We start from the raw sequence: 18,859 nt of genomic DNA on the forward strand, positions 1-18,859 counted from the left end.
CAGATGAGGGTGCAGCCATGCTGCTAAACCTATTCAATGAAATGCGTGCAGCCAAAGTGCCGGTATCGGTGCGCGAGCTGCTCGATCTGATCAATGCGTTGAAACACAACGTGGTGTTCGCTGATATGGACGAGTTTTATTACCTCGCCCGTACTATCTTGGTTAAAGACGAGCGTCACTTCGACAAGTTCGATCGTGCCTTTGGTGCCTATTTCAACGGCCTGGAAAACCTCAATCAACATATTGAGGCATTGATCCCGGATGAATGGCTGCGCAAAGAATTTGAACGCTCCCTAAGCGAAGAAGAGCGCGCCAAGATTGAGTCGCTAGGCGGTCTGGATAAACTCATCGAAGAGTTTAAAAAGCGCCTCGAAGAGCAAAAAGAACGCCACGCCGGTGGAAACAAGTGGATTGGCACCGGTGGCACCAGCCCATTTGGCTCTGGCGGCTTCAATCCAGAAGGCATTCGTGTCGGGGATGCGGGCAAACGCCAAGGCAAAGCCGCCAAGGTGTGGGATCAGCGCGAGTATAAAAACTTAGACGACCAGGTCGAGCTGGGCACGCGTAATATCAAGGTGGCACTGCGTCGCCTGCGTAAGTTTGCCCGCCAAGGCGCGGAAGATGAGCTGGATCTCGACGGCACCATCGACCACACCGCCAAGGACGCGGGCCTGCTCAATATTCAGATGCGTCCTGAAAGGCGTAACACCGTCAAACTGCTGATTCTGTTCGACATCGGCGGCTCGATGGATGCCCACGTCAAAGTCTGTGAGGAGCTGTTTTCTGCGTGCAAGACTGAGTTCAAGCACATGGAATACTTCTACTTTCACAACTGCGTGTATGAGTCGGTGTGGAAGAACAACCTGCGTCGCACCTCTGAGCGCTTCTCCACCCAAGACTTGCTGCACAAATACGGCGCTGACTACAAAGTGGTCTTTGTCGGTGACGCCGCCATGGCCCCCTATGAAATCACCCAGGCAGGCGGCAGCGTCGAGCACTGGAACGAAGAGCCGGGCTACGTGTGGATCAAGCGGTTCATGGAGAAGTACAAGAAACTCATCTGGATCAACCCCTACCCGAAGGATACCTGGGGCTATACCGCTTCAACCAATATCATGCGGGAATTGGTTGAAGACAAGATGTACCCGCTGACCTTGCAAGGTCTGGAAGACGGTATGAAGCTGCTCTCGAAATAAACACTGACTACGCCGCAGATCACTGCGGCGTGTGTCTAACGCCAGTGACGATCACGCACACGGCGATCATTACCGCCGCCCAGCAACCCGACAATAGTCACCAGCAGCAGCTCGATCACCCACGCCAGCAGCAAGGCGCAGGCAATTCCCCAAGCAATCGCCTCAGGGACCAACAACACCTGGAAGGTGTAGGCGTTGTAGGTTTCTTCAAGCAACTGCGAGTCGGCCGCAGTACTTAAATGCCAAACCTGTTGATACCACGGCCCATGCATGGCTTGAGATTCAGTTTTAAGTAAGTCTGCCCGCATCACCAGGGTGTTGACGCTTTTGGCATCGCTTTGCATCACCGGATCATCGCTGGCCTGATAATGCGCGACCAAAGCAACCATATCGCCCTTGAAGAAGCGCTTGGCAGTTTCGCGAAAGCCTTGCAGGCTCTGCTCCGACTCGAGTAGATGCGCATCAACACGCTTGCTGTAATCGTTGATATAACCTGGTACTTGCACCCCAACCAGCAAGCCCAAGGCAAATAATGCCAAGCGTAAATAACTTCTAAGCATCCGAGTCCCCATTAATCCTTTGTTGAGCAAAGGTTAAGCCGTGATCCCCTTTGCAATACATTCCCCAGCACGCCACAAACGCCACTCACCCGGCTGGTATAAATTCCAGTTCTCGTTATTGGTCAGTGGCGCTGTTGCCAGCACTGTGACGATGTCGTTAAGTGTAGTTTCAGACTGAAAATCGACCTGTACATCTGCATCCATCAACTGCGCCGGACCAAAGGGCGCGCGACGGGTGATATGGGCAAGCTTGCTTGAACAAAAGCTAAATAGCCAATCGCCATTACTGAGTAGACAATTGAACACGCCTTTGCGTCTATAGGCCACACAGGCATCAACCAAGGTTGGCAGCATCTTTTCAACATCGACCGCGCAAGGGAACTCACTGCGCAAACGATTGAGTAAGTCGCAAAAAGCCGCTTCGCTGTCGGTATCGCCAATGGGCTGATAAAACCCTAACTCAGGTTCAAACTCTGCCAACTGCCCATTGTGTGCAAAACACCAACTGCGACCCCACATCTCACGCACAAAGGGATGGGTATTGGCCAGGCAAACCCGCCCCACGTTGGCTTGGCGAATATGCCCAATCACCACTTCACTCTTGATCGGGTAACGTTGCACCAACTTTGCCACTTCCGACTCATAACTGGCGCTGGGGTCCTGAAACAAACGCAAGCCACGGCCTTCATAAAAGCCAATACCCCAACCGTCACGATGTGGCCCAGTGCTGCCGCCCCGCTGCATCAGCCCGGTAAAACTAAAAACTATGTCAGTCGGCACATTCGCACTCATGCCCAACAGTTCGCACATTGCTGTTTCTCCACCCGCCGCAGCTTTAATGGCTCAGTATAAAGACGTCCTATTGCTGCCGTGACGCTCATTTGCTTTGACCAAGATTACCTCACGGGCAGCACAACGCTAGTTCGCTATCGGCAAACAGCAAAGGTCAGGGTCTTTAGGTTCGAAGTATTTTGCGCAAGACAGCGCGTGAGCTGCTCAGGCCCGCCAACAGTTGTTGGCGAACCCCAAGGTTCAGGCAAAGGCTATCAGCGCTTGATAGGCCTAAAGGCGTGGTTCTACGCGCATACCCGGGCGGTCATGGTGAGCATAATCGGGCTCAGCATCACCATCATCCATAATCTCACGCAAGGTGCGCGGATCACCTGCGTCTTCGGGTTCAAGCGCTGCTTGGCGGCGATTTTTCCACCAGCGCTCAATCGGCCAGCGAACCGCTACAAAAATCAGGTAGGCGACAAAGGCGATCATGCCATAGAGGGCCAGATCGGCCACTGCGCGCCAGAGGTTGTTACCCACTTTGAATAAAATATCCAGAGCGCTCACGGCAATCGCCGGTGCAAACAGCTCTTTGCTGGGGTCAACGATAGTCGGGCTGAACAGTAAAACCGCGACGAGCACTCGCAATGGTTCGCGCAAATAACGCCACATCCAACTGGTTAAACGGAACCAAACCAATAAGCAGCCCAGCGCAGCAATGCCGTAGACAGCCCAGGCGAGCAGGTTTTCGTTCTCAAACATAATGTGGCAAATCCTTAGGGTCTGTTCCCATTTCGTCACGAGCCGCGAACGACCCTAAATTATGGCGGACATTGTAAAGTCACGCTTATGATAGCGACTTTTACGCTGAACGGTGCCCCTGCCGTCGGTACTCAATGATTCCGGAGTTATTCCATGGCCAACGCCCCTGTCGCCCACACCGAGCCTGGCAGCGACCCTTACCGCTGGTTGGAAAATCGCGATAGCCAAGATGTGCTTCAGTATTTGCGGGCCGAAAACGACTACCTTGAGGCGCAGCTAGACGATCAAAAGGAACTGCGCGAACAGCTTTTCCAAGAGATTAAAGGCCGAATCCGCGAGACCGATTTATCCTTGCCCTCGCCTTGGGGGCCCTACCTGTATTACCAACGCACCACAGCCGGAGACGAATACCCGCGACACTATCGCTGCAAACGCCCGGCAGATGGCTCCCACGTGGTCGATGAAAGCAGCGAACAATTGCTCCTCGACCCCAATCAGTTGGCTGACGGCGGGTTCTTCTCGCTCGGTGCATTCAGTATCAGTCCTGATCATCAGCGCTTGGCCTACAGCACCGACACCAGCGGTGAAGAAATTTACCAACTGCATGTCAAACAACTCAGCGATAACAGCGTACACAGCCTTGCGTTTGAAAACTGCGATGGCAGCATGACCTGGGCCAACGATAGCCAAACGCTGTTTTTTGTCGAGCTGGATGACACCCATCGCCCGCACATGCTGTACCGCACCACACTCGGCAGCGATCAGGCCGAGCTGGTGTTTCATGAGCCTGACGGGCGTTTCTTTTTGCATTGCTACCGCGCCTCATCTGAACGCCAGCTGATCCTGATGATGGGCAGCAAGACCACCAGCGAAGCCTGGGTATTGGATGCTGAGACACCGGACCAAGCCTTTAGCTGCGTGGCCCCGCGCCAAGAAGACCACGAATACGACGTTGACCACGGCCTGCACAATGGCCAGTGGCAATGGTTTATTCGCAGCAACCAAAGCGGCATCAACTTCGCCCTGTATCACGCCACAGAACAAAGCTTCACCCGGGAAAGCTGGATCGAACTGCGCGCCCATGATGAGCGGGTGATGATTGACGGCATGACGCTCAATGCCCATGCCCTGCTGCTGAGCTTGCGTGAAGGTGGTTTACCGGTCATTGAGGTCACCCCGCAAGGTTTGCCAACTTACCGCGTGAGCTTGCCCGATGCGGCGTACAGCCTCTATGTACAAGATGCGCTGGAATTCGACAGCAACACCATGCGCTTGCGTTACGAGGCACTGAACCGCCCAGCACAGGTGCGCCAGCTAGACCTGGCCACAGGTGAGCAACAGGTGCTCAAAGAAACGCCAGTTGAAGGCCCGTTTGACCCTGACGCTTATGTGAGTCAGCGGGTCTGGGCAACGGCTGCCGACGGCCAGAAAATCCCGGTCAGCCTGGTTGCGCGCAAAGACTTGCTCGGCACGCCCTGCCCGCTGTACCTCTATGGTTATGGCGCTTATGGCGAATGCCTGGACCCATGGTTCTCCCACGCACGCCTTAGCTTGCTGGATCGCGGCGTAGTGTTCGCGATCGCCCATGTTCGCGGCGGCGGTGAATTGGGTGAAGCCTGGTATCGAGCAGGCAAACTTGCGCACAAACCCAACAGCTTTAGTGATTTTATCGCCTGCGCCGAGCATTTGTGTGCCGCTGGTTTTACCCGTAGTGAACAGCTCGTCATCAGCGGCGGCAGTGCAGGCGGCTTGCTTATGGGCGCCGTGCTCAATCAGCGGCCCGACCTGTTCGCAGCAGCCATTGCTGAAGTGCCCTTTGTTGATGTGCTAAACACCATGCTAAACCCGGATCTGCCACTGACCGTTACCGAGTACGACGAATGGGGTGATCCCAACCACCCCGATGTATATGACAGCATCAAAGCCTATGCGCCCTATGAGAATGTCAGCGCCCAGGCCTATCCCGCCATGCTGGTGGTGGCGGGATACAACGACAGTCGGGTGCAGTATTGGGAAGCAGCAAAATGGGTAGCCAAGCTGCGTGCCAGTAGAACCGACGACAAACTGTTGCTGCTCAAAACCGAGCTGGATGCAGGGCATGGCGGTATGAGCGGTCGTTACCAGGCACTAAAAGATGTGGCCTTGGAATATGCATTCATTTTCAAGGTGTTGAAGATCAGCTAGGGCCTGGGTTGCACCCTGTGAACGTCTGGCTGTGCTGGCGTTCACAGCTTGCGCACCACAAGGCTGGCATGCTTGCGCCAATCCTGGAAACTGCCCTGACATCATGACCGACAGCTCCTACCTGATTAACGAAATCCGCGACATGCTGCTCGACTGCGGCCTGTTCAATAGCTTGCACCCAGCAGATGTATTGGCAGCAGCAGGCTATTTCAGCATCAGCAAATATGCGCCCGAACAATTAATTTGCAGCGAAGGCGAAGCCGGTAGCTTTATGTGCGTCATTCATTTCGGCGCGGTGTCGGTCTACAAGACCAATTCCAGCGGCGACAATGTTGAAATTGCCAAGCTGCGCAAAGGGCGCGCATTTGGCGAGATGGCGGTGCTCGATGGTGAGCGCCGTTCTGCCAGTTGCGTGGCTGTCAGCGACTGCACCTTGGTAGTGTTATCGCGGGATTCGCTGGAAAAGATGATCAACGAATCCCCCAAGGCCGCCGCCAAACTGATCAGGGCGATTGCCGTGGCCATGTCCAAGCGTTTACGAATGCTGGACGGCCAACGTGTTGAGCAACAGCTCTGACTGGCGTTTATCGGCAACTCGTAGGATGAGACAGCGAAGCATGCCCACCGTGGTGTTATTTTTAGATATGTGTAGACGGCTAAGAGCGTCAGCAACTCTACAAGCGCTTCATCCACAGCCACCTAAAAATCCAACCTACTGCTCGGGTTCAGGCTCGGTCTTCAGGCCGTCGCTGTTACGCTGAAGTTGTTCTTCAAGCTCAGGTATAGGCTTATCCGCCGGACTCAAGGTGGTGGTCGGTCTTTGCTGGCGAATCGGTTGGTTGACTGAATTATTAAGCAGCCGCGGACTGGTTGCCGGAGCACCGCTGGGCGCTGAGCGCAAGCGGGGTTGCTCGTAGGGCTGCGGATTTGCACTGCCCGCGGAATGACTCGATGAGCTACCAGAACCAAGTGTCCCGTAATTCTGAGCCTGCACCGCCGTAACTGTGGCGCATAAACTCAGTACCAGAGCACCGACAACAGGTCTTATGCCTTGCATATTAACCTCCTCTACCTCGGATTCAGCTACATAGAGATTGGACGCCAGGGATTGAAGACAGTTCTCCTTGATCACCACTGGCGCTAGACTAGTCGATATTGGTCACTCTCTCGGATAACCTGCATGACTTTGCCAAAACCACCTGCCACCGCCAAACTCGACCGCATCCTCGCTGACGCCCAGCGCAGCCGCGAAGAAGGGTATCGCGACAAAGCGCTGAAAATGTACCCGCACGTCTGTGGCCGCTGTGCCCGTGAGTTCGCCGGTAAACGCTTGAGCGAGTTAACCGTTCATCACCGCGACCATAACCATGACAACAACCCCCAAGATGGTTCCAACTGGGAGTTGCTCTGCCTGTTCTGCCACGATAACGAGCACTCTCGTTATACCGATCAGCAGTACTTTTCGGACGACTCGCTCAGCTCACCGAAAGCCTCAACTGCCACGCACAATCCCTTTGCTGACTTGGCGGCACTCCTAAAAAGCAAAGAGTAAACGCCCACGCCCAACTCCACGTATAATCAGCGCCTTTTGCGCAAAGGGCACAAGCCGTGGCGAACAAACGATACAGTTGCATTGGCTTGGTCAACCCGAAGTCACCCGATAATGTCGGCTCTATCATGCGGGCTGCAGGCTGCTACAGCGTGAGCAGCGTGTTCTACACAGGCACCCGCTACGACCGCGCCAAAGACTTTGTCACCGACACCAAGCGCGTGCACCTTGATATCCCGCTGATCAACATTGATGACCTGCAGAAAATCATTCCGCTGGGCTGCACACCCGTCGCTGTAGAACTGGTTGAGGGTGCTCACGCCTTGCCGGAATACACCCATCCAGACCGCGCCATTTATATCTTCGGCCCGGAAGACGGCTCGCTCAGTAAAGAGATTCGCGCCTGGTGTGAAGACGTGGTGTACATCCCCACCCAAGGCTGCATGAATTTGGCTGCCACGGTTAACGTGGTGCTCTACGACCGCATGGCCAAAGGCAACAATACTAAGTCCGGGCCGAAGTTTTAATATTCAGCGTCGCAAAGGGTGGATGAAAAATGTCATCCACCCCAGCAGGCACCCAAGTACTCGTTGCTGGCTTGGCTTATTTGCTCTTCAGCAGCTTGGTGTCCAGCACGTCAGATGACTTACCCATCACGTTTTCGCTGATCTCGATAAAGTCTTTGGTGCTGACCTTGTCCATACGCATCAAGCCACGGGTGACATCATCGAGTGACAACTGCTTGCGATCTTTAGTGGCCTTGCGGATCTCACGATCCAGATCTTGCAGCATCAGTACCGCACGGGCAGTAATTGGGCCAGTTGAGTTCTCGGTGCGCAAGCTTTTGACTGGCTTGCTCCACTTGATCAGTTGCTCGCGTACTTTCTGGTAGCGTTCCTCAGTCATACCACCGGAGCGACGCACCAACTCAATGGCGTAATACTCAGCCAGGCCTTCGCTGATCCAATCACTTTTGTCGGTGTCCTTAATTTGGGTGAACACATGGACCAGTTCATGAACCAGTGAGCTGGTTCCGTTTTCGCTGACAGTCGGACGCCCGGCATGCATAAAATAAGAGTTGGTTGCCGACAGTCCGCCCCGCCACATTGGATCATTTGCGCCGACCACCAGCAGCTTTTTCGGGTCCCGCGGGAATACGGCCTGCGCTTCGGGCCAGACGTACGTAAGCATGGTCAGCATGTCCATACGCCGCATACCTTGGCCATCTGGCGCAGCAATGGTGACATCGGTTTCGCCGAGTTTGGTCCGGCGGGTACCGATTTTACCTGCAAGAATCCAACCCGTTGGGCGATCAAACTTGCGCTGAGGGTTATCAATCCAGAACTTGTTTTTGCCCACCCGTGGCCAGCCGGTTTCAACACTCGGCCAACCTTTAGGCAGTTTAAAGGTCAGGTGCGTGCTCAGAATGGTTTTGTCCTGGATGTGCGTGGTCGCGCTGGGTATCAGGTTATCACCCCGAAACAGTGCCCAATCTTCGGTCATGCGCGCATCAAACTTGCCATCATCGCGGGGATGACTGATCTTCACCCGATAGCTGAGTGTGGTCTTGCCTTTACCCGGCTTCCAAATGCCGCGTTCAGGACTTTCCTGAGTCCATTCACCGCCTTCAGTGGTGAAATCCGAATAGCGCTGTTGATCTCCGAGGTTAAAGGAAAACTGGCTAATGGCTTCGCCTTTGTCCAATGACATGCTGACTTCGGCCACATCACTCTCAGGCACGAATCGCACGTTGTAATCCAGATCGACTTTATTGGCTGCCCATAATGGCGAGCTCAAGCTAAGCAGTGCAGCAGACAGCAATACACGACGAATCGACATCACAGGGCAACTCCATGGCGAACAAGATCAACTCCAAGCATAGACAAGGTGCCCGCTTGGCAATTCCTTTCCAGACCCGGCATTTTTAATGCGTAGTCAGCAAAAGCACTCAGGTAACTTTAGCGAATATTTCTGCAAGCTATATGTGGGCAAATCAGCCTGCGCGAAAAATCAGATAGTCTTCCCAGTCATCTTCAGCGACGTTTTTTTCGCTGAGCATCCGCCCGGACTGGGAAATACGCTCGATATGCACGGCTTCGGGGTCACCGCATACCAAATGATGCCAGAGGGGTAAATCTTTACCCTCGCTGACCAAGCGGTAGCCGCAGGTCGGCGGTAGCCACTGGAACTGATCAGCCTGGGCAGGCGTCAGTTGGATGCAGTCGGGGACGAACTTGATCCGGTTCTCGTAGTTGGTGCAGCGGCAGGTGTCCAGATCAAGTAGCTTGCAGGCAATACGCGTGTAATAGACGCTGCCGTCATCCTCATCTTCAAGTTTCTGCAGGCAGCACAGTCCACAGCCATCGCACAGCGACTCCCATTCAGCTTGATCAAGCTGATCGAGGGTTTTACGTTTCCAGAAGGGTTCGACTTTAGCGGCCATGGCAAAAAACTACGAATGAGGGACGAAAAGGCCGGCAGTCTAACGCGGTCCCCTTGGGCGACCAAGCCTACTTCGGCGGATAGCTGATATTTAAAGCGTAGTCGCTTTGACCGCGACTGAAGCGATTAAGCTGGGGCCTTGGCCACACGCTTAATAGTCGCGACTGAAATCGACCTGCCCCTGCAACGCCTGACCTGCCATAAAACGCCGCAAATTGCTGACAAACAACTGCGCCATCAATGTATTGAGGGTTGGCGCCGAGCTGTGTCCGGTAAGCAATAGGCGTGGCGCCGTCCAGAATATATGCCCGGCAGGCAATGGCTCGACCCGGCACACATCTATCACCGCCCCCGCAAGTTGGTTCAGCTCTAACGCGCGGACCAAATCAGCGTCAACCACCGCAACCCCGCGCCCGGCATTGATAAACACCGCACTGGGTTTAAGCTGAGCAAACAGCTCAGCGTTGTAAATATCTTGAGTAGTGGGCGTATCGGGCAACAGGTTGATTAAATAATCCGCCTGGCCTGCCATCGAGGCTAACTGCGCCATTGCTGCCACCCGAATAAAAGGTGACTGCTCACGGGCTTGGCTGGCAACCCCATAGAGCTCAACCCCAAAGGGTGCCAAAAACTGGGCAACACTGTGGCCGATGTCACCGCAGCCGACAATCAACACCCGTTTTCCAGCCAGGCTAGGCGGCATGACCGAACGCCAGTGCTTTTCAATCTGGGCGCTATGCTGGGCGCATAGCTGACGCTCATGGGCGAGCATGTGGCAAAGCACGTACTCACTCATCACCTGACCGAAAATACCCACCGCTCGGCTGAGCAGGTAATCACGGGGTAAATCATCAGCCAGCATTGGACTGATCCCTGCCCAAGTCGACTGGAGCCACTGCGGCTTGAAACCCTGGCGCAACAATCCCGCCACTAAATCAGGCTGCCCCAGCCAGATTTGACAATCTGCGGCCAACGCTGGCAAACGCAAAGGATCATCACTGGCAACCCACTCAAGCTCGAGTGAGCTCAGGGCGGGCCTGAGCTGCTCAACGTAAGCAAGATGGGATTTCTCAGCAATCAATACGCGCATGGGGATCGGCTTAGACAGGATCGTTACGGCGCAGCAACTCTTCAGGCAAGTGCTGGATATAGTCTTCTTCTTGCGGTGGCATCTGCAGGTGATACCCCTGATTATCAAGGTTTTCCAAGACCTGATGAATGTCCTCACGGGCCAGCGCGCGCTCAGGGGTCAGGATCATGCTAAACGCTAAAGTCGGCGTACCGAATGCAAGGAGCAGGGATTCTGGAACACGCTTAAGCTCATCACTTTTCAGGACGTAAAGGTACATCTCATTGCGTTTCGAGCTCTTGTAAATATTGCAGATGCGCTTCACACCCTTTCCTCTTCTTTGGCTTCGCTGATTTTAGCCAGACGATCTAATAATGCTTGCCCCATCAACTCACGGCGCCAGCCGGTCAGGGACTCGGGTAATTCATAGGGCCCGGTTGGGTAACCGCTTTTGAGCAGGGCTTCGAGGATCTTCTTACGCAGCATCAATTCCGGAGCGATATCCAACCGTTCAGCCTCGCGCTGGCCAATAGCACGCAGCTTTTTCAGCACTGAAGAAGCCTCGATTGGCAAAGGCTCTGGCAATGCTTCTGGCCACTCTGAAGCAGGAAGTGCAGCAGCCTTTTTGATGAGTTCAAGAATAAACTCACCGTCTTGACGCACGGTTTTGGGGTGCATGTCTTCAATACGCGCCAGGCTCTGCAAGTTGTCAGGCTGAGTCTTTGCCAACGGCCACAACGAATGCTCACGCAGAATCCGGTTACGCGGCTGATTACGCGCCCGCGCCTCACGCTCACGCCAGGCGCACAGTTCACGCATGACAGCCAACTGCGCACGCGAGAGTTTCCACGCCAGCTTGGCATCGCGATACGCCTCTTGCGGTTCAACTTCACGCCCCAGGTTATTGACCATGTCGGCGCAGTCATCAAGCACCCATTGGTATTTTTCCGGCGATAGCTTCGCCTGCAACTCGAAATAAACATGCGCCAGGTGCAAGACATCTTCTGCGGCGTAGCTAACCTGGGTTTCGGAAAGCGGACGCTTGAGCCAGTCAGAACGGGTCTCACCTTTTGGCAGGTCAATATCCAGTACGGCTTTAACCAACCGTGAGTACCCCATGGAGAAGCCCAGATTGAGGTATCCCGCGGCGATCTGGCTGTCAAACAAGGGCGCCGGCAAGCTGCCCGTAAGGCGCATAAAGACTTCGAGGTCTTCACTGCAGGCGTGCACCACTTTAACCACCTGTGGGTCTTCAAGCAGCGCAGCAAATGGCATCCAGTCGCTAATCAACAGCGGATCAATCAGATAGGCACGCTCACCTTCACTCACCTGAATCAGGCCCGCGATCGGGTAAAAGGTGTCCACCCGCATAAACTCAGTGTCCAACGCCACAAACGCCAAGCGCTGCCATTGTGCGCAGTGCTGAGCCAAGCTTTGATTGTCACTGATCCACTGAATATCGATAGCCACGCGGCTCTCCCATGCTGAATGGCAGACAGTATATATGCCCGCGCCACATATCGGGGTTTATGCAGATCACTGATCAACCCGGTTGGCTGAATGATGCGACCACAAAGCCCTGCATAATTGGCGCAGGGCCTGTCTTGACCCTGTAGTCTGCTGGTGTGCATTAAAACGTGCTGTGCCCATCACCCAACACGGAAAACAATAATGAAAAAACTGCTTGGTCTTCTAATTCTGCTGATCGCCTGCGTCGCGATTTTCCTCGCGGTAACGCCTAGCCCAATCAACCCTGTCGCCTGGCAAGCACCTAAAGCCCCCGCAATGACGGGTGTACTTGAGCCAAATGACACGCTGATGAAAGCGCAATTAATTGGCAAAGGTCAGATTCATGGCCCAGAAGACACCGCGGTTGATGCCCAGGGCCGTGTGTATGCGGGCCTGGCTGACGGCAGGGTCGTGCGAATTGAGGGCGATAAAGTCGACACCTTTGCCGATACCCGGGGTCGCCCGCTGGGCATGGACTTCGACGCCCAAGGCAACCTGATTGTCGCCGACTCATACAAAGGCCTGCTGTCAATTGACCCCAAGGGCAGCATTAAAGTCCTGACCACCAGCGCTGATGGTCTGCCCTTCAAGTTCACCGATGATTTAGATATCGCCAGCGACGGCACGATTTATTTCAGCGATGCCAGCTCGCACTTTGGACAACCCGACTACTTGCTGGACCTGCTCGAAGCGCGTCCATGGGGGCGTTTGCTCAGCTACACGCCGAGCACCGGGGAAACCAAGGTTCTACTCAAAGATTTGTATTTCGCCAATGGTATCGCCTTGTCAGCTAAAGAAGACTTCGTGTTGGTCAACGAAACCTACCGCTACCGCATCACCCGTTACTGGCTAAAAGGTGAAAAGGCAGGCAGCCATGATGTGTTTATCGATAACCTGCCTGGCTTGCCTGACAATCTTGAGGGTGATCGAGCAGGCACCTTTTGGGTTGCAATGCCATCGCCGCGCAAAGCTGATGCCGACTTCCTGCACCAACACCCTTGGTTAAAGGCGCAAATCGGTAAACTGCCACGCATGTTCTGGCCCAAAGCCACGACTTACGGGTTGGTAATTGCAATTAACGAGCAAGGAAAAATCACTCAAAGCCTGCACGACACCAGTGGCAGCCACTTGAGTATGGTTACCTCGGCAAAGCCGGTGGGCGATTATCTGTATCTTGGCAGCCTTGAAAACGACCGGATCGGCAAGCTGAAAATTCGCTAACACTCACTCAAGAATGGCCGACATTTTTTGTGGTCGACGCTTTTAGGTGGTTGACGCTCTTTTCAGCCACCCGCGGCCACCGCAAATACTCTCGGACTTGCCACACCACGGGCCAAATTTCGACTTGCTCCAACCGCCAATAACAAACGCTAGCCGAGCATCATCAGCCCTGCATTTCAGCAATCCAGATGGTATGCCGAGTGCCTTTATTGCCGTGAGCATAGACCTGCACCGCTTCGGCCTTGAAACCCGCCTTGGCTATTTTTTCTGAAAACTTGCGATCCGCACTCGAAGACCAAACAGCCAGCATGCCTTTGGCGCGCAAGGCTTTATGGCACTGGCGCAAGCCCTCCATTGAGTACAGCCAGCTATTGGTTTTCTGCGTTAGCCCTTCGGGGCCATTGTCGACATCGAGCATGATTGCGTCATAGTCGCTTCTGGCGGCCTTGAGCACATTGGCAACATCATCCTCAATGATTTTTGTACGGGGGTCATTGATGGGGAAACCCGATTTAGCACCGAGCGCGCCACGGTTCCACTCAATCACGCCTGGGACCAATTCTGCGACGGCAACTTCGGCATTTTTACCCAGATTCAACAAGGCTGAGGCCAGCGTAAAGCCCATGCCCAAACCGCCAATCAACACGCGCGGTTCAGGGCGTGCGGCAACCTTTTTACATGGAATAGCCGCCAAGGCATCTTCCGAACCGTGCATACGTGTGTTCATCAATTGACCGCCGTCACCACCGGCAATCTTGATCACAAAATCCTCGCCATACTCAAACAAGCAAAGCGCGCTATCGCTGTGGGGAATAGGAGCGGTGTCCAGCAACACAAAGCGTTTCATCGGCAACTCGAATTAAATCAATGGCGCGAACCATACAGCAGCGCCGCCCGGCTTTAAAAGGGTATTTTCGAGCGCAGTCGTATTAGCTCAAAACTCGCCGTGCTGGCCTGCAAGTACCACGGTGTAACCATCAGGATCGCGCAGCCAGACCTCCCGGTGCTGGGCATTTCGATTCAACAATGGTCCTTGCAAAACCTTGATATGCAGGGCAGCAATACGCACCAGAGCTGCGGCAAAATCATTGACCTGAAACCACAGCAGCATGCCGTTACCGCGCTCAGCCACACTGCGGTCGCCCAAGTATTTATGGTGATGAGCGCCCCAAGCATGCAGTTGCAGAATCATGTGCCCCTTGGAATCAACCAACTGCTCGTACTCAGCGCCACCATGGCCCGATTTACACCCGAGCAATTGCTGGTACCACAAACTGCTGGCTATCACATCGGCAACTGCGATCAAGGGTTGTGGCTGCATTTCGCCCGATCTCATGGTTATAAAGGGTGGTAATCAAACCGTTTCTGTGGCGTTACGAATCCAGTAACGCGCCTGCTCGAGTTCATCCAATCTAAAATTGCTGATCTGTGCATGGAGCAATGGCTTAACCAACTCGCTGAACCAGCCAATCCATTTTTGATCAGCAACAATGGCCACATGCGAGAAGTGTTTCAGATGCTTGGGGGCGAATTTAAAATCAGCCCAGAGCGTGGAGGGAGAAATCGAGCCGACATGCTTTACGACTTCGATCATGCGGACCTCACCGTACTCTACGACTGTTTGCTCAATACGCGCCGCCAGTTGATCAAACTCCTCACGACTCAAGCTGCCATCAAGCTCAAACTCAATGATATTAGTATGTTCACTCGGTTTAATCGTCAGCATTTCATCCACCTCGTAATGTGCAGATGCTTAAAACACAGGCACCTGTTCAACCGGTACGATAATTAATAAGACCACGCTAGGAGGTTTGAGTTTGCTTGCTGCAATGATAAAACGCTTATTTGCATCAAGCAGCGCGCCTGCCCCAACCAGCCCGAGAATGCCCACATGCCTATCGCCCAACTGATCACTGCTGAACAACTGCACGACCGCCAGCAAAACCCGAATACATGTATTTTTGATTGCCGATTCGCACTCGACGACACCGCCTACGGCCAGCGCAGCTTTAACCAAGGACATATCGAGGGCGCGCAGTTTCTCGACCTGGAAGCAGATTTATCCGGGGAAATCAAAGCGGGTACTACTGGCCGCCATCCCCTGCCACAACCGGCACAGTTAATTGCACGACTGGCGGCGCTGGGTTTGGACAAGCACAGCGAGGTCATTCTTTACGATGATGGCCCAGGTGCTTATGCCGCAAGAGCTTGGTGGTTATTGGCGTGGTTGGGTAAGCGTGAGGGGGTGTACGTGCTCGATGGCGGCCTCAATGCCTGGCGAGATGCTGGTCTGCCACTTAGCAGCGAGGTACAACCGGCGAAGACAGGCACGTTTAGCGGTCAAGCCGATGAATCGTTGGTGCTCTCGGCCGAGCAACTACAGGCACGCCTGAACGCACCTGAAATGACCCTGCTGGATGCACGGGCACTGCCTCGCTTCAAAGGCGAAGTCGAACCTCTAGACCCTGTAGCCGGACATATTCCAGGCGCTCAATGTGCAGTTTTCACCGACAACCTAGACAGTAACGGACGCTTCCTGCCAGCAGATCAGCTACGCCAGCGCTTTAGCGATTTGCTCGCACAGCGCTCGGCCGAACAACTGGTTGCCTACTGTGGTTCTGGCGTAACGGCTTGCCATAACCTGTTTAGCCTATGTTTGGCCGGCTATCCATTAGCCGCTCTTTATGCAGGCTCATGGAGTGAGTGGATTACCGACCAGCAAAGGCCCGTAGCCAGTGGCGATTGATCATATTGACTGGCATGTAAACCCGCTACATCAGCGGGTTTGTTAATTACCAAGTGATATATAGGTAATTTAGGAACAAAGAAAACAATTTAAAAACAGTCCTTTACATCCCAAAGGTCGCACTACACTTCAACATAAGCGGCTAACCCCGCTCCCGGTAGGGTCTTTATCCAAACAACCCGCTGCCAAGCGCCCTTCCCTACCGGTCTCCTATTTGTGAGGATGGTATGGGAATTGCGGCCTGTGAACTCAGCCAGCACGTTATTCGCCCAACATTGGTCTACTTGGGCCACTACTCACCTGCCGCTGAAGCGCTACTACTGGGCGCTGCGGCCAGCCAATCCAGCCTCTGCTCTGAACTTGATGACAGCTTGGGTCATGGCCTTTTCCGCATAACGGAAGCACGGCATCAACAACTCTGGGATGTCCATCTTGCATTTGATCCTGACTTGGCAAGCAAAATCCGTGGACTTGCCAGCCAACATGCTTTCCTCGATGCCCCGCACATAGAGCTGACAGTCAACCTGCGCTACGCCACTGCAATCGCCTGGATGCTGATTGAAATCGAGCATAAACCTCTGCCAGCAGTTGATGATTTAGCTGCCATGGCAAAAATCTGGCGTCATGTTTTTCGACCAACGGCACACGCACAAGACTTTATTGAGGCATGGCAGCGCTGCATCGGCCAACTCGGTCAAGTTGCCTGACACAATCCCAAACTGTCCGAATAGTCAGGCTTTCAGACCTTTTGACTCAGTGAACGCCTGTTCACATTCAACGGAGTTGACAGCTAAACGCCACAAATTGTCCTACAAAACTTGGCTTTTAGGAGAACTTCTTCCTCTTGGCAAAGACCTTAAAAGCCTGTTAGCTTGCGCTCCCTAGCTACCTTTGGAGTCCTCCTGTGAGCCAAAAAATTCTAAAAAGCAGTTTGGCCTTTGCCATCAGCGTCGCATCCAGCTACAGCCTAGCCAGCGGCTTTGCTCTCAATGAGCAAAGCATCAGTAGCATGGGTACAGCGTTTGCTGGCCGTTCTTCCTCTGCCGACGACGCCACCACTTTGTACGGCAACCCTGCAGGCATGTCGCGCCTCAAGCGTGAAGAAGTGGCGGTTGGTGCGGCTGCGGTGATTGCGAAAACCGACATCAAACACGCAGACGGCAGCCTGAGTGGCAGCAATGACGGCGATATGGTTCCAGTTGTAGGCGTGCCAATGGGCTACTACGTGAAGCCAATCGACGACAAAGTCAGCTTCGGTATCGGTATGTATGTACCATTTGGTTTGGTAACCGACTACGAGAGCGACTTCCAAGGGCGTTACTTTGGCGATAAGAGTGAAGTTCAAGTCATCACTCTGCAGCCAACCGTCAGCTACCGCTTCAATGACAACCTGTCGATCGGTTTTGGTCCAACCATTAACCATATCTCGGGCGAACTGACCTCGAAGATCCCAAGTTTCACCCCTGAAGACGGCAAGGTCAAAATCAAGGGCGACGATGTTGCCATTGGTTTTAACGCAGGCGTGCTTTATGAGTTCAACGAACACGTCCGTGCCGGTGTGACCTATCACTCCAAGGTCGATTACAAACTGGATGGCGACACCAAGGTTTCAGTACCAACGGGTAGCTTGTTAAGCGGCTTCCAAGGCAAGTATGACGCCAGCTTGGATATCACCACGCCAGAATCCGTTGATATGTCCCTGACCTATGACATCAACGATCAGTGGACTGTCTATGCAGGCAGCACTTGGACACGCTGGAGTCGTCTGGAAGACATCACTGTCAACAACGAAGGCGTAAGCGCCCCGTTTGAAACCATCAGCGAAGAACAAGACTGGCACGACACCTGGGGCCATGCCATTGGTGCTGCTTACAAGCTGAACAAAGAGTGGGTATTGCGTGCCGGCCTGGCTGTTGATCAGTCGCCTGCCAACAACACAAACCGCTCACCACGTATCCCAACCGGTGACCGCAAAATCTTCAGCCTGGGTGCCGGCTGGAGCCCCACCGATGACATGACCATCGACGTGGCTTACTCCTACCTGAAAGAAGACGACGCCAAGGTCAACAACAGTGATCCGTTACGCGGTAACTACAGCTCTACCTATGAAAACAGCGCCCACGGTCTAGGCGCTCAAGTGACTTACCGCTTCTAATCAGTAGCGGTTAAGCACTCAATTTGTGCGGCACAAATAATAATAAGAAAGCCGCGCAAATCTACCGCCACCTTCTCTTCCCTGGCAGTACTCAAGGCTGCACAGCACATCTTATTTAGGTTTGGAATTCAATGCCTGCTCAATGGCTGCAATCATTTGCGGATCATTAGGTTTGACGCTGCTTGGAAAACGCGCAACCACCCGGCCTTGCCGGTCGACCACGTACTTGGTGAAATTCCACTTCGGCGGCTGAGTCTGCTCGCTTAGAGCCTTGAACAAGGGAATAGCCGAATCACCGGTAACTGACTGCGGTTGGGTCATGGCGAAGGTCACGCCGTAATTGACGAAACAAACCTTGGCCGTCTCGCCCGTATCACTCGACTCCTGTCGGAAGTCATCAGATGGCACACCAAGCACTTCGAGGCCCTGTTCCTTGTATTGCTGGTACACAGCCTCAAGCCCTTTGAACTGCGGCGTGTACCCACAGAAGCTGGCGGTGTTAACCACCACTAATGGCTTTGCGCCGAACTGTTGGCACAGATCAATCGAATCCTTGCTGCGCAGTTTTTGCAACTGGCCGTTGAGTAGCGCCGGACAATCGGCTGCGGTTGCTGACTCAGTCATGAGCCCACTTAAGGCAATACTGCCGAGTACTGACGCCAATCTGTAAAGACCCAGTTTCATGGTACAAC

At 53.9% G+C, this 18,859-nt stretch carries 22 protein-coding genes; 9 read left to right on the forward strand and 13 right to left on the reverse strand.

Annotated features, from left to right (window positions below; translation table 11 throughout):
* Window positions 1-17 precede the first annotated feature (17 nt).
* Entirely contained in the window at window positions 18-1,196 is a 1,179-nt protein-coding gene (locus ACIGCM_RS11785; protein WP_397502242.1) for a VWA domain-containing protein, read from the forward strand.
* 35 nt (window positions 1,197-1,231) lie between these two features.
* Here ACIGCM_RS11785 and ACIGCM_RS11790 read toward each other — a convergent pair whose 3' ends face one another.
* The 3 genes from ACIGCM_RS11790 to ACIGCM_RS11800 all read right to left on the reverse strand — a co-directional run bounded on the left by ACIGCM_RS11790 (window position 1,232) and on the right by ACIGCM_RS11800 (window position 3,292).
* On the reverse strand, window positions 1,232-1,756 hold the full coding sequence (locus tag ACIGCM_RS11790) for a DUF2937 family protein (RefSeq protein WP_397502243.1): 525 nt from the start codon (window positions 1,754-1,756) through the stop codon (window positions 1,232-1,234).
* Between the two features lie 33 nt (window positions 1,757-1,789).
* Window positions 1,790-2,566 (reverse strand): class II glutamine amidotransferase, encoded by a 777-nt coding sequence (locus ACIGCM_RS11795; protein ID WP_397502244.1) that lies wholly within the window; start codon window positions 2,564-2,566, stop codon window positions 1,790-1,792.
* Window positions 2,567-2,818: 252 nt separating this feature from the next.
* Complete coding sequence (locus tag ACIGCM_RS11800) at window positions 2,819-3,292, reverse strand: MFS transporter (protein WP_397502245.1); 474 nt, start codon at window positions 3,290-3,292, stop codon at window positions 2,819-2,821.
* A 153-nt stretch (window positions 3,293-3,445) separates the two neighbouring features.
* Here ACIGCM_RS11800 and ACIGCM_RS11805 point away from each other — a divergent pair, with 153 nt between their 5' ends.
* Both ACIGCM_RS11805 and ACIGCM_RS11810 read left to right on the forward strand, forming a co-directional pair.
* On the forward strand, window positions 3,446-5,476 hold the full coding sequence (locus ACIGCM_RS11805; protein ID WP_397502246.1) for a S9 family peptidase: 2,031 nt from the start codon (window positions 3,446-3,448) through the stop codon (window positions 5,474-5,476).
* Window positions 5,477-5,579: 103 nt separating this feature from the next.
* Window positions 5,580-6,053 carry a cyclic nucleotide-binding domain-containing protein gene (locus tag ACIGCM_RS11810; RefSeq protein ID WP_397502247.1) on the forward strand — a complete coding sequence of 158 codons (474 nt, stop codon included), beginning with the start codon at window positions 5,580-5,582 and terminating at the stop codon, window positions 6,051-6,053.
* 135 nt (window positions 6,054-6,188) lie between these two features.
* Here the strand turns inward: ACIGCM_RS11810 and ACIGCM_RS11815 are convergent, their stop codons facing one another.
* Window positions 6,189-6,533, reverse strand: a complete 345-nt coding sequence (locus ACIGCM_RS11815; RefSeq protein ID WP_397502248.1) for a hypothetical protein — start codon at window positions 6,531-6,533, stop codon at window positions 6,189-6,191.
* Between the two features lie 123 nt (window positions 6,534-6,656).
* Here ACIGCM_RS11815 and ACIGCM_RS11820 point away from each other — a divergent pair, with 123 nt between their 5' ends.
* A complete protein-coding gene (locus tag ACIGCM_RS11820; RefSeq protein ID WP_397502249.1) occupies window positions 6,657-7,028 on the forward strand; it encodes a YajD family HNH nuclease in 372 nt (123 codons plus the stop codon).
* A 56-nt stretch (window positions 7,029-7,084) separates the two neighbouring features.
* Window positions 7,085-7,552 carry an RNA methyltransferase gene (locus tag ACIGCM_RS11825; protein ID WP_397502250.1) on the forward strand — a complete coding sequence of 156 codons (468 nt, stop codon included), beginning with the start codon at window positions 7,085-7,087 and terminating at the stop codon, window positions 7,550-7,552.
* Between the two features lie 76 nt (window positions 7,553-7,628).
* On the opposite strand, the gene ACIGCM_RS11830 is transcribed toward ACIGCM_RS11825, so the two are convergent.
* The 5 genes from ACIGCM_RS11830 to rnd all read right to left on the reverse strand — a co-directional run bounded on the left by ACIGCM_RS11830 (window position 7,629) and on the right by rnd (window position 12,006).
* A complete protein-coding gene (locus ACIGCM_RS11830; RefSeq protein WP_397502251.1) occupies window positions 7,629-8,864 on the reverse strand; it encodes a hypothetical protein in 1,236 nt (411 codons plus the stop codon).
* A gap of 154 nt (window positions 8,865-9,018) precedes the next feature.
* The gene (locus ACIGCM_RS11835; RefSeq protein ID WP_397502252.1) at window positions 9,019-9,468 is read right to left on the reverse strand and encodes a YcgN family cysteine cluster protein; all 450 of its coding nucleotides are present in this window, start codon (window positions 9,466-9,468) and stop codon (window positions 9,019-9,021) included.
* Between the two features lie 150 nt (window positions 9,469-9,618).
* The gene (locus ACIGCM_RS11840) at window positions 9,619-10,557 is read right to left on the reverse strand and encodes a D-2-hydroxyacid dehydrogenase (protein WP_397502253.1); all 939 of its coding nucleotides are present in this window, start codon (window positions 10,555-10,557) and stop codon (window positions 9,619-9,621) included.
* Between the two features lie 10 nt (window positions 10,558-10,567).
* Window positions 10,568-10,861: a YcgL domain-containing protein gene (locus ACIGCM_RS11845; protein WP_397502254.1), complete on the reverse strand. Its 294-nt coding sequence runs from the start codon at window positions 10,859-10,861 to the stop codon at window positions 10,568-10,570.
* On the reverse strand, window positions 10,858-12,006 hold the full coding sequence (gene rnd / locus ACIGCM_RS11850; RefSeq protein ID WP_397502255.1) for a ribonuclease D: 1,149 nt from the start codon (window positions 12,004-12,006) through the stop codon (window positions 10,858-10,860). The genes ACIGCM_RS11845 and rnd overlap by 4 nt, the downstream gene beginning before the upstream one ends.
* A 201-nt stretch (window positions 12,007-12,207) precedes the next feature.
* On the opposite strand from rnd, the gene ACIGCM_RS11855 reads away from it, so the two are divergent.
* Window positions 12,208-13,266 carry an SMP-30/gluconolactonase/LRE family protein gene (locus ACIGCM_RS11855; protein ID WP_397502256.1) on the forward strand — a complete coding sequence of 353 codons (1,059 nt, stop codon included), beginning with the start codon at window positions 12,208-12,210 and terminating at the stop codon, window positions 13,264-13,266.
* 163 nt (window positions 13,267-13,429) lie between these two features.
* Here the strand turns inward: ACIGCM_RS11855 and ACIGCM_RS11860 are convergent, their stop codons facing one another.
* The 3 genes from ACIGCM_RS11860 to ACIGCM_RS11870 form a co-directional block, all read right to left on the reverse strand.
* Window positions 13,430-14,113 carry a spermidine synthase gene (locus ACIGCM_RS11860; RefSeq protein ID WP_397502257.1) on the reverse strand — a complete coding sequence of 228 codons (684 nt, stop codon included), beginning with the start codon at window positions 14,111-14,113 and terminating at the stop codon, window positions 13,430-13,432.
* A gap of 87 nt (window positions 14,114-14,200) precedes the next feature.
* Window positions 14,201-14,587, reverse strand: a complete 387-nt coding sequence (locus ACIGCM_RS11865) for a VOC family protein (protein WP_397502258.1) — start codon at window positions 14,585-14,587, stop codon at window positions 14,201-14,203.
* Window positions 14,588-14,620: 33 nt separating this feature from the next.
* Window positions 14,621-14,992 (reverse strand): STAS/SEC14 domain-containing protein, encoded by a 372-nt coding sequence (locus ACIGCM_RS11870; protein WP_397502259.1) that lies wholly within the window; start codon window positions 14,990-14,992, stop codon window positions 14,621-14,623.
* A gap of 165 nt (window positions 14,993-15,157) precedes the next feature.
* Between ACIGCM_RS11870 and ACIGCM_RS11875 the strand changes: the two genes are divergently transcribed.
* The 3 genes from ACIGCM_RS11875 (at window position 15,158) to ACIGCM_RS11885 (ending at window position 18,167) form a co-directional block, all read left to right on the forward strand.
* The gene (locus ACIGCM_RS11875) at window positions 15,158-16,012 is read left to right on the forward strand and encodes a sulfurtransferase (RefSeq protein WP_397502260.1); all 855 of its coding nucleotides are present in this window, start codon (window positions 15,158-15,160) and stop codon (window positions 16,010-16,012) included.
* A gap of 227 nt (window positions 16,013-16,239) precedes the next feature.
* On the forward strand, window positions 16,240-16,719 hold the full coding sequence (locus tag ACIGCM_RS11880; RefSeq protein WP_397502261.1) for a hypothetical protein: 480 nt from the start codon (window positions 16,240-16,242) through the stop codon (window positions 16,717-16,719).
* A gap of 197 nt (window positions 16,720-16,916) precedes the next feature.
* Window positions 16,917-18,167, forward strand: a complete 1,251-nt coding sequence (locus ACIGCM_RS11885) for an OmpP1/FadL family transporter (protein WP_397502262.1) — start codon at window positions 16,917-16,919, stop codon at window positions 18,165-18,167.
* Between the two features lie 111 nt (window positions 18,168-18,278).
* Here the strand turns inward: ACIGCM_RS11885 and ACIGCM_RS11890 are convergent, their stop codons facing one another.
* Window positions 18,279-18,851 (reverse strand): glutathione peroxidase, encoded by a 573-nt coding sequence (locus ACIGCM_RS11890; protein ID WP_397502263.1) that lies wholly within the window; start codon window positions 18,849-18,851, stop codon window positions 18,279-18,281.
* Between the last annotated feature and the right edge of the window lie 8 nt (window positions 18,852-18,859).

The organism is Pseudomonas sp. NPDC078700, from assembly GCF_044542375.1.
Taxonomy (GTDB): Bacteria; Pseudomonadota; Gammaproteobacteria; order Pseudomonadales; family Pseudomonadaceae; genus Aquipseudomonas.

Bases quoted from the DNA above. Each gene is read 5' to 3' on its own strand.
- ACIGCM_RS11785 (WP_397502242.1), top strand. From the start codon at position 18: ATGCTGCTAAACCTATTCAATGAAATGCGTGCAGCCAAAGTGCCGGTA.
- ACIGCM_RS11790 (WP_397502243.1), bottom strand. From the start codon at position 1,756: ATGCTTAGAAGTTATTTACGCTTGGCATTATTTGCCTTGGGCTTGCTG.
- ACIGCM_RS11795 (WP_397502244.1), bottom strand. From the start codon at position 2,566: ATGTGCGAACTGTTGGGCATGAGTGCGAATGTGCCGACTGACATAGTT.
- ACIGCM_RS11800 (WP_397502245.1), bottom strand. From the start codon at position 3,292: ATGTTTGAGAACGAAAACCTGCTCGCCTGGGCTGTCTACGGCATTGCT.
- ACIGCM_RS11805 (WP_397502246.1), top strand. From the start codon at position 3,446: ATGGCCAACGCCCCTGTCGCCCACACCGAGCCTGGCAGCGACCCTTAC.
- ACIGCM_RS11810 (WP_397502247.1), top strand. From the start codon at position 5,580: ATGACCGACAGCTCCTACCTGATTAACGAAATCCGCGACATGCTGCTC.
- ACIGCM_RS11815 (WP_397502248.1), bottom strand. From the start codon at position 6,533: ATGCAAGGCATAAGACCTGTTGTCGGTGCTCTGGTACTGAGTTTATGC.
- ACIGCM_RS11820 (WP_397502249.1), top strand. From the start codon at position 6,657: ATGACTTTGCCAAAACCACCTGCCACCGCCAAACTCGACCGCATCCTC.
- ACIGCM_RS11830 (WP_397502251.1), bottom strand. From the start codon at position 8,864: ATGTCGATTCGTCGTGTATTGCTGTCTGCTGCACTGCTTAGCTTGAGC.
- ACIGCM_RS11835 (WP_397502252.1), bottom strand. From the start codon at position 9,468: ATGGCCGCTAAAGTCGAACCCTTCTGGAAACGTAAAACCCTCGATCAG.
- ACIGCM_RS11840 (WP_397502253.1), bottom strand. From the start codon at position 10,557: ATGCGCGTATTGATTGCTGAGAAATCCCATCTTGCTTACGTTGAGCAG.
- ACIGCM_RS11855 (WP_397502256.1), top strand. From the start codon at position 12,208: ATGAAAAAACTGCTTGGTCTTCTAATTCTGCTGATCGCCTGCGTCGCG.
- ACIGCM_RS11860 (WP_397502257.1), bottom strand. From the start codon at position 14,113: ATGAAACGCTTTGTGTTGCTGGACACCGCTCCTATTCCCCACAGCGAT.
- ACIGCM_RS11865 (WP_397502258.1), bottom strand. From the start codon at position 14,587: ATGCAGCCACAACCCTTGATCGCAGTTGCCGATGTGATAGCCAGCAGT.
- ACIGCM_RS11870 (WP_397502259.1), bottom strand. From the start codon at position 14,992: ATGCTGACGATTAAACCGAGTGAACATACTAATATCATTGAGTTTGAG.
- ACIGCM_RS11875 (WP_397502260.1), top strand. From the start codon at position 15,158: ATGCCTATCGCCCAACTGATCACTGCTGAACAACTGCACGACCGCCAG.
- ACIGCM_RS11880 (WP_397502261.1), top strand. From the start codon at position 16,240: ATGGGAATTGCGGCCTGTGAACTCAGCCAGCACGTTATTCGCCCAACA.
- ACIGCM_RS11890 (WP_397502263.1), bottom strand. From the start codon at position 18,851: ATGAAACTGGGTCTTTACAGATTGGCGTCAGTACTCGGCAGTATTGCC.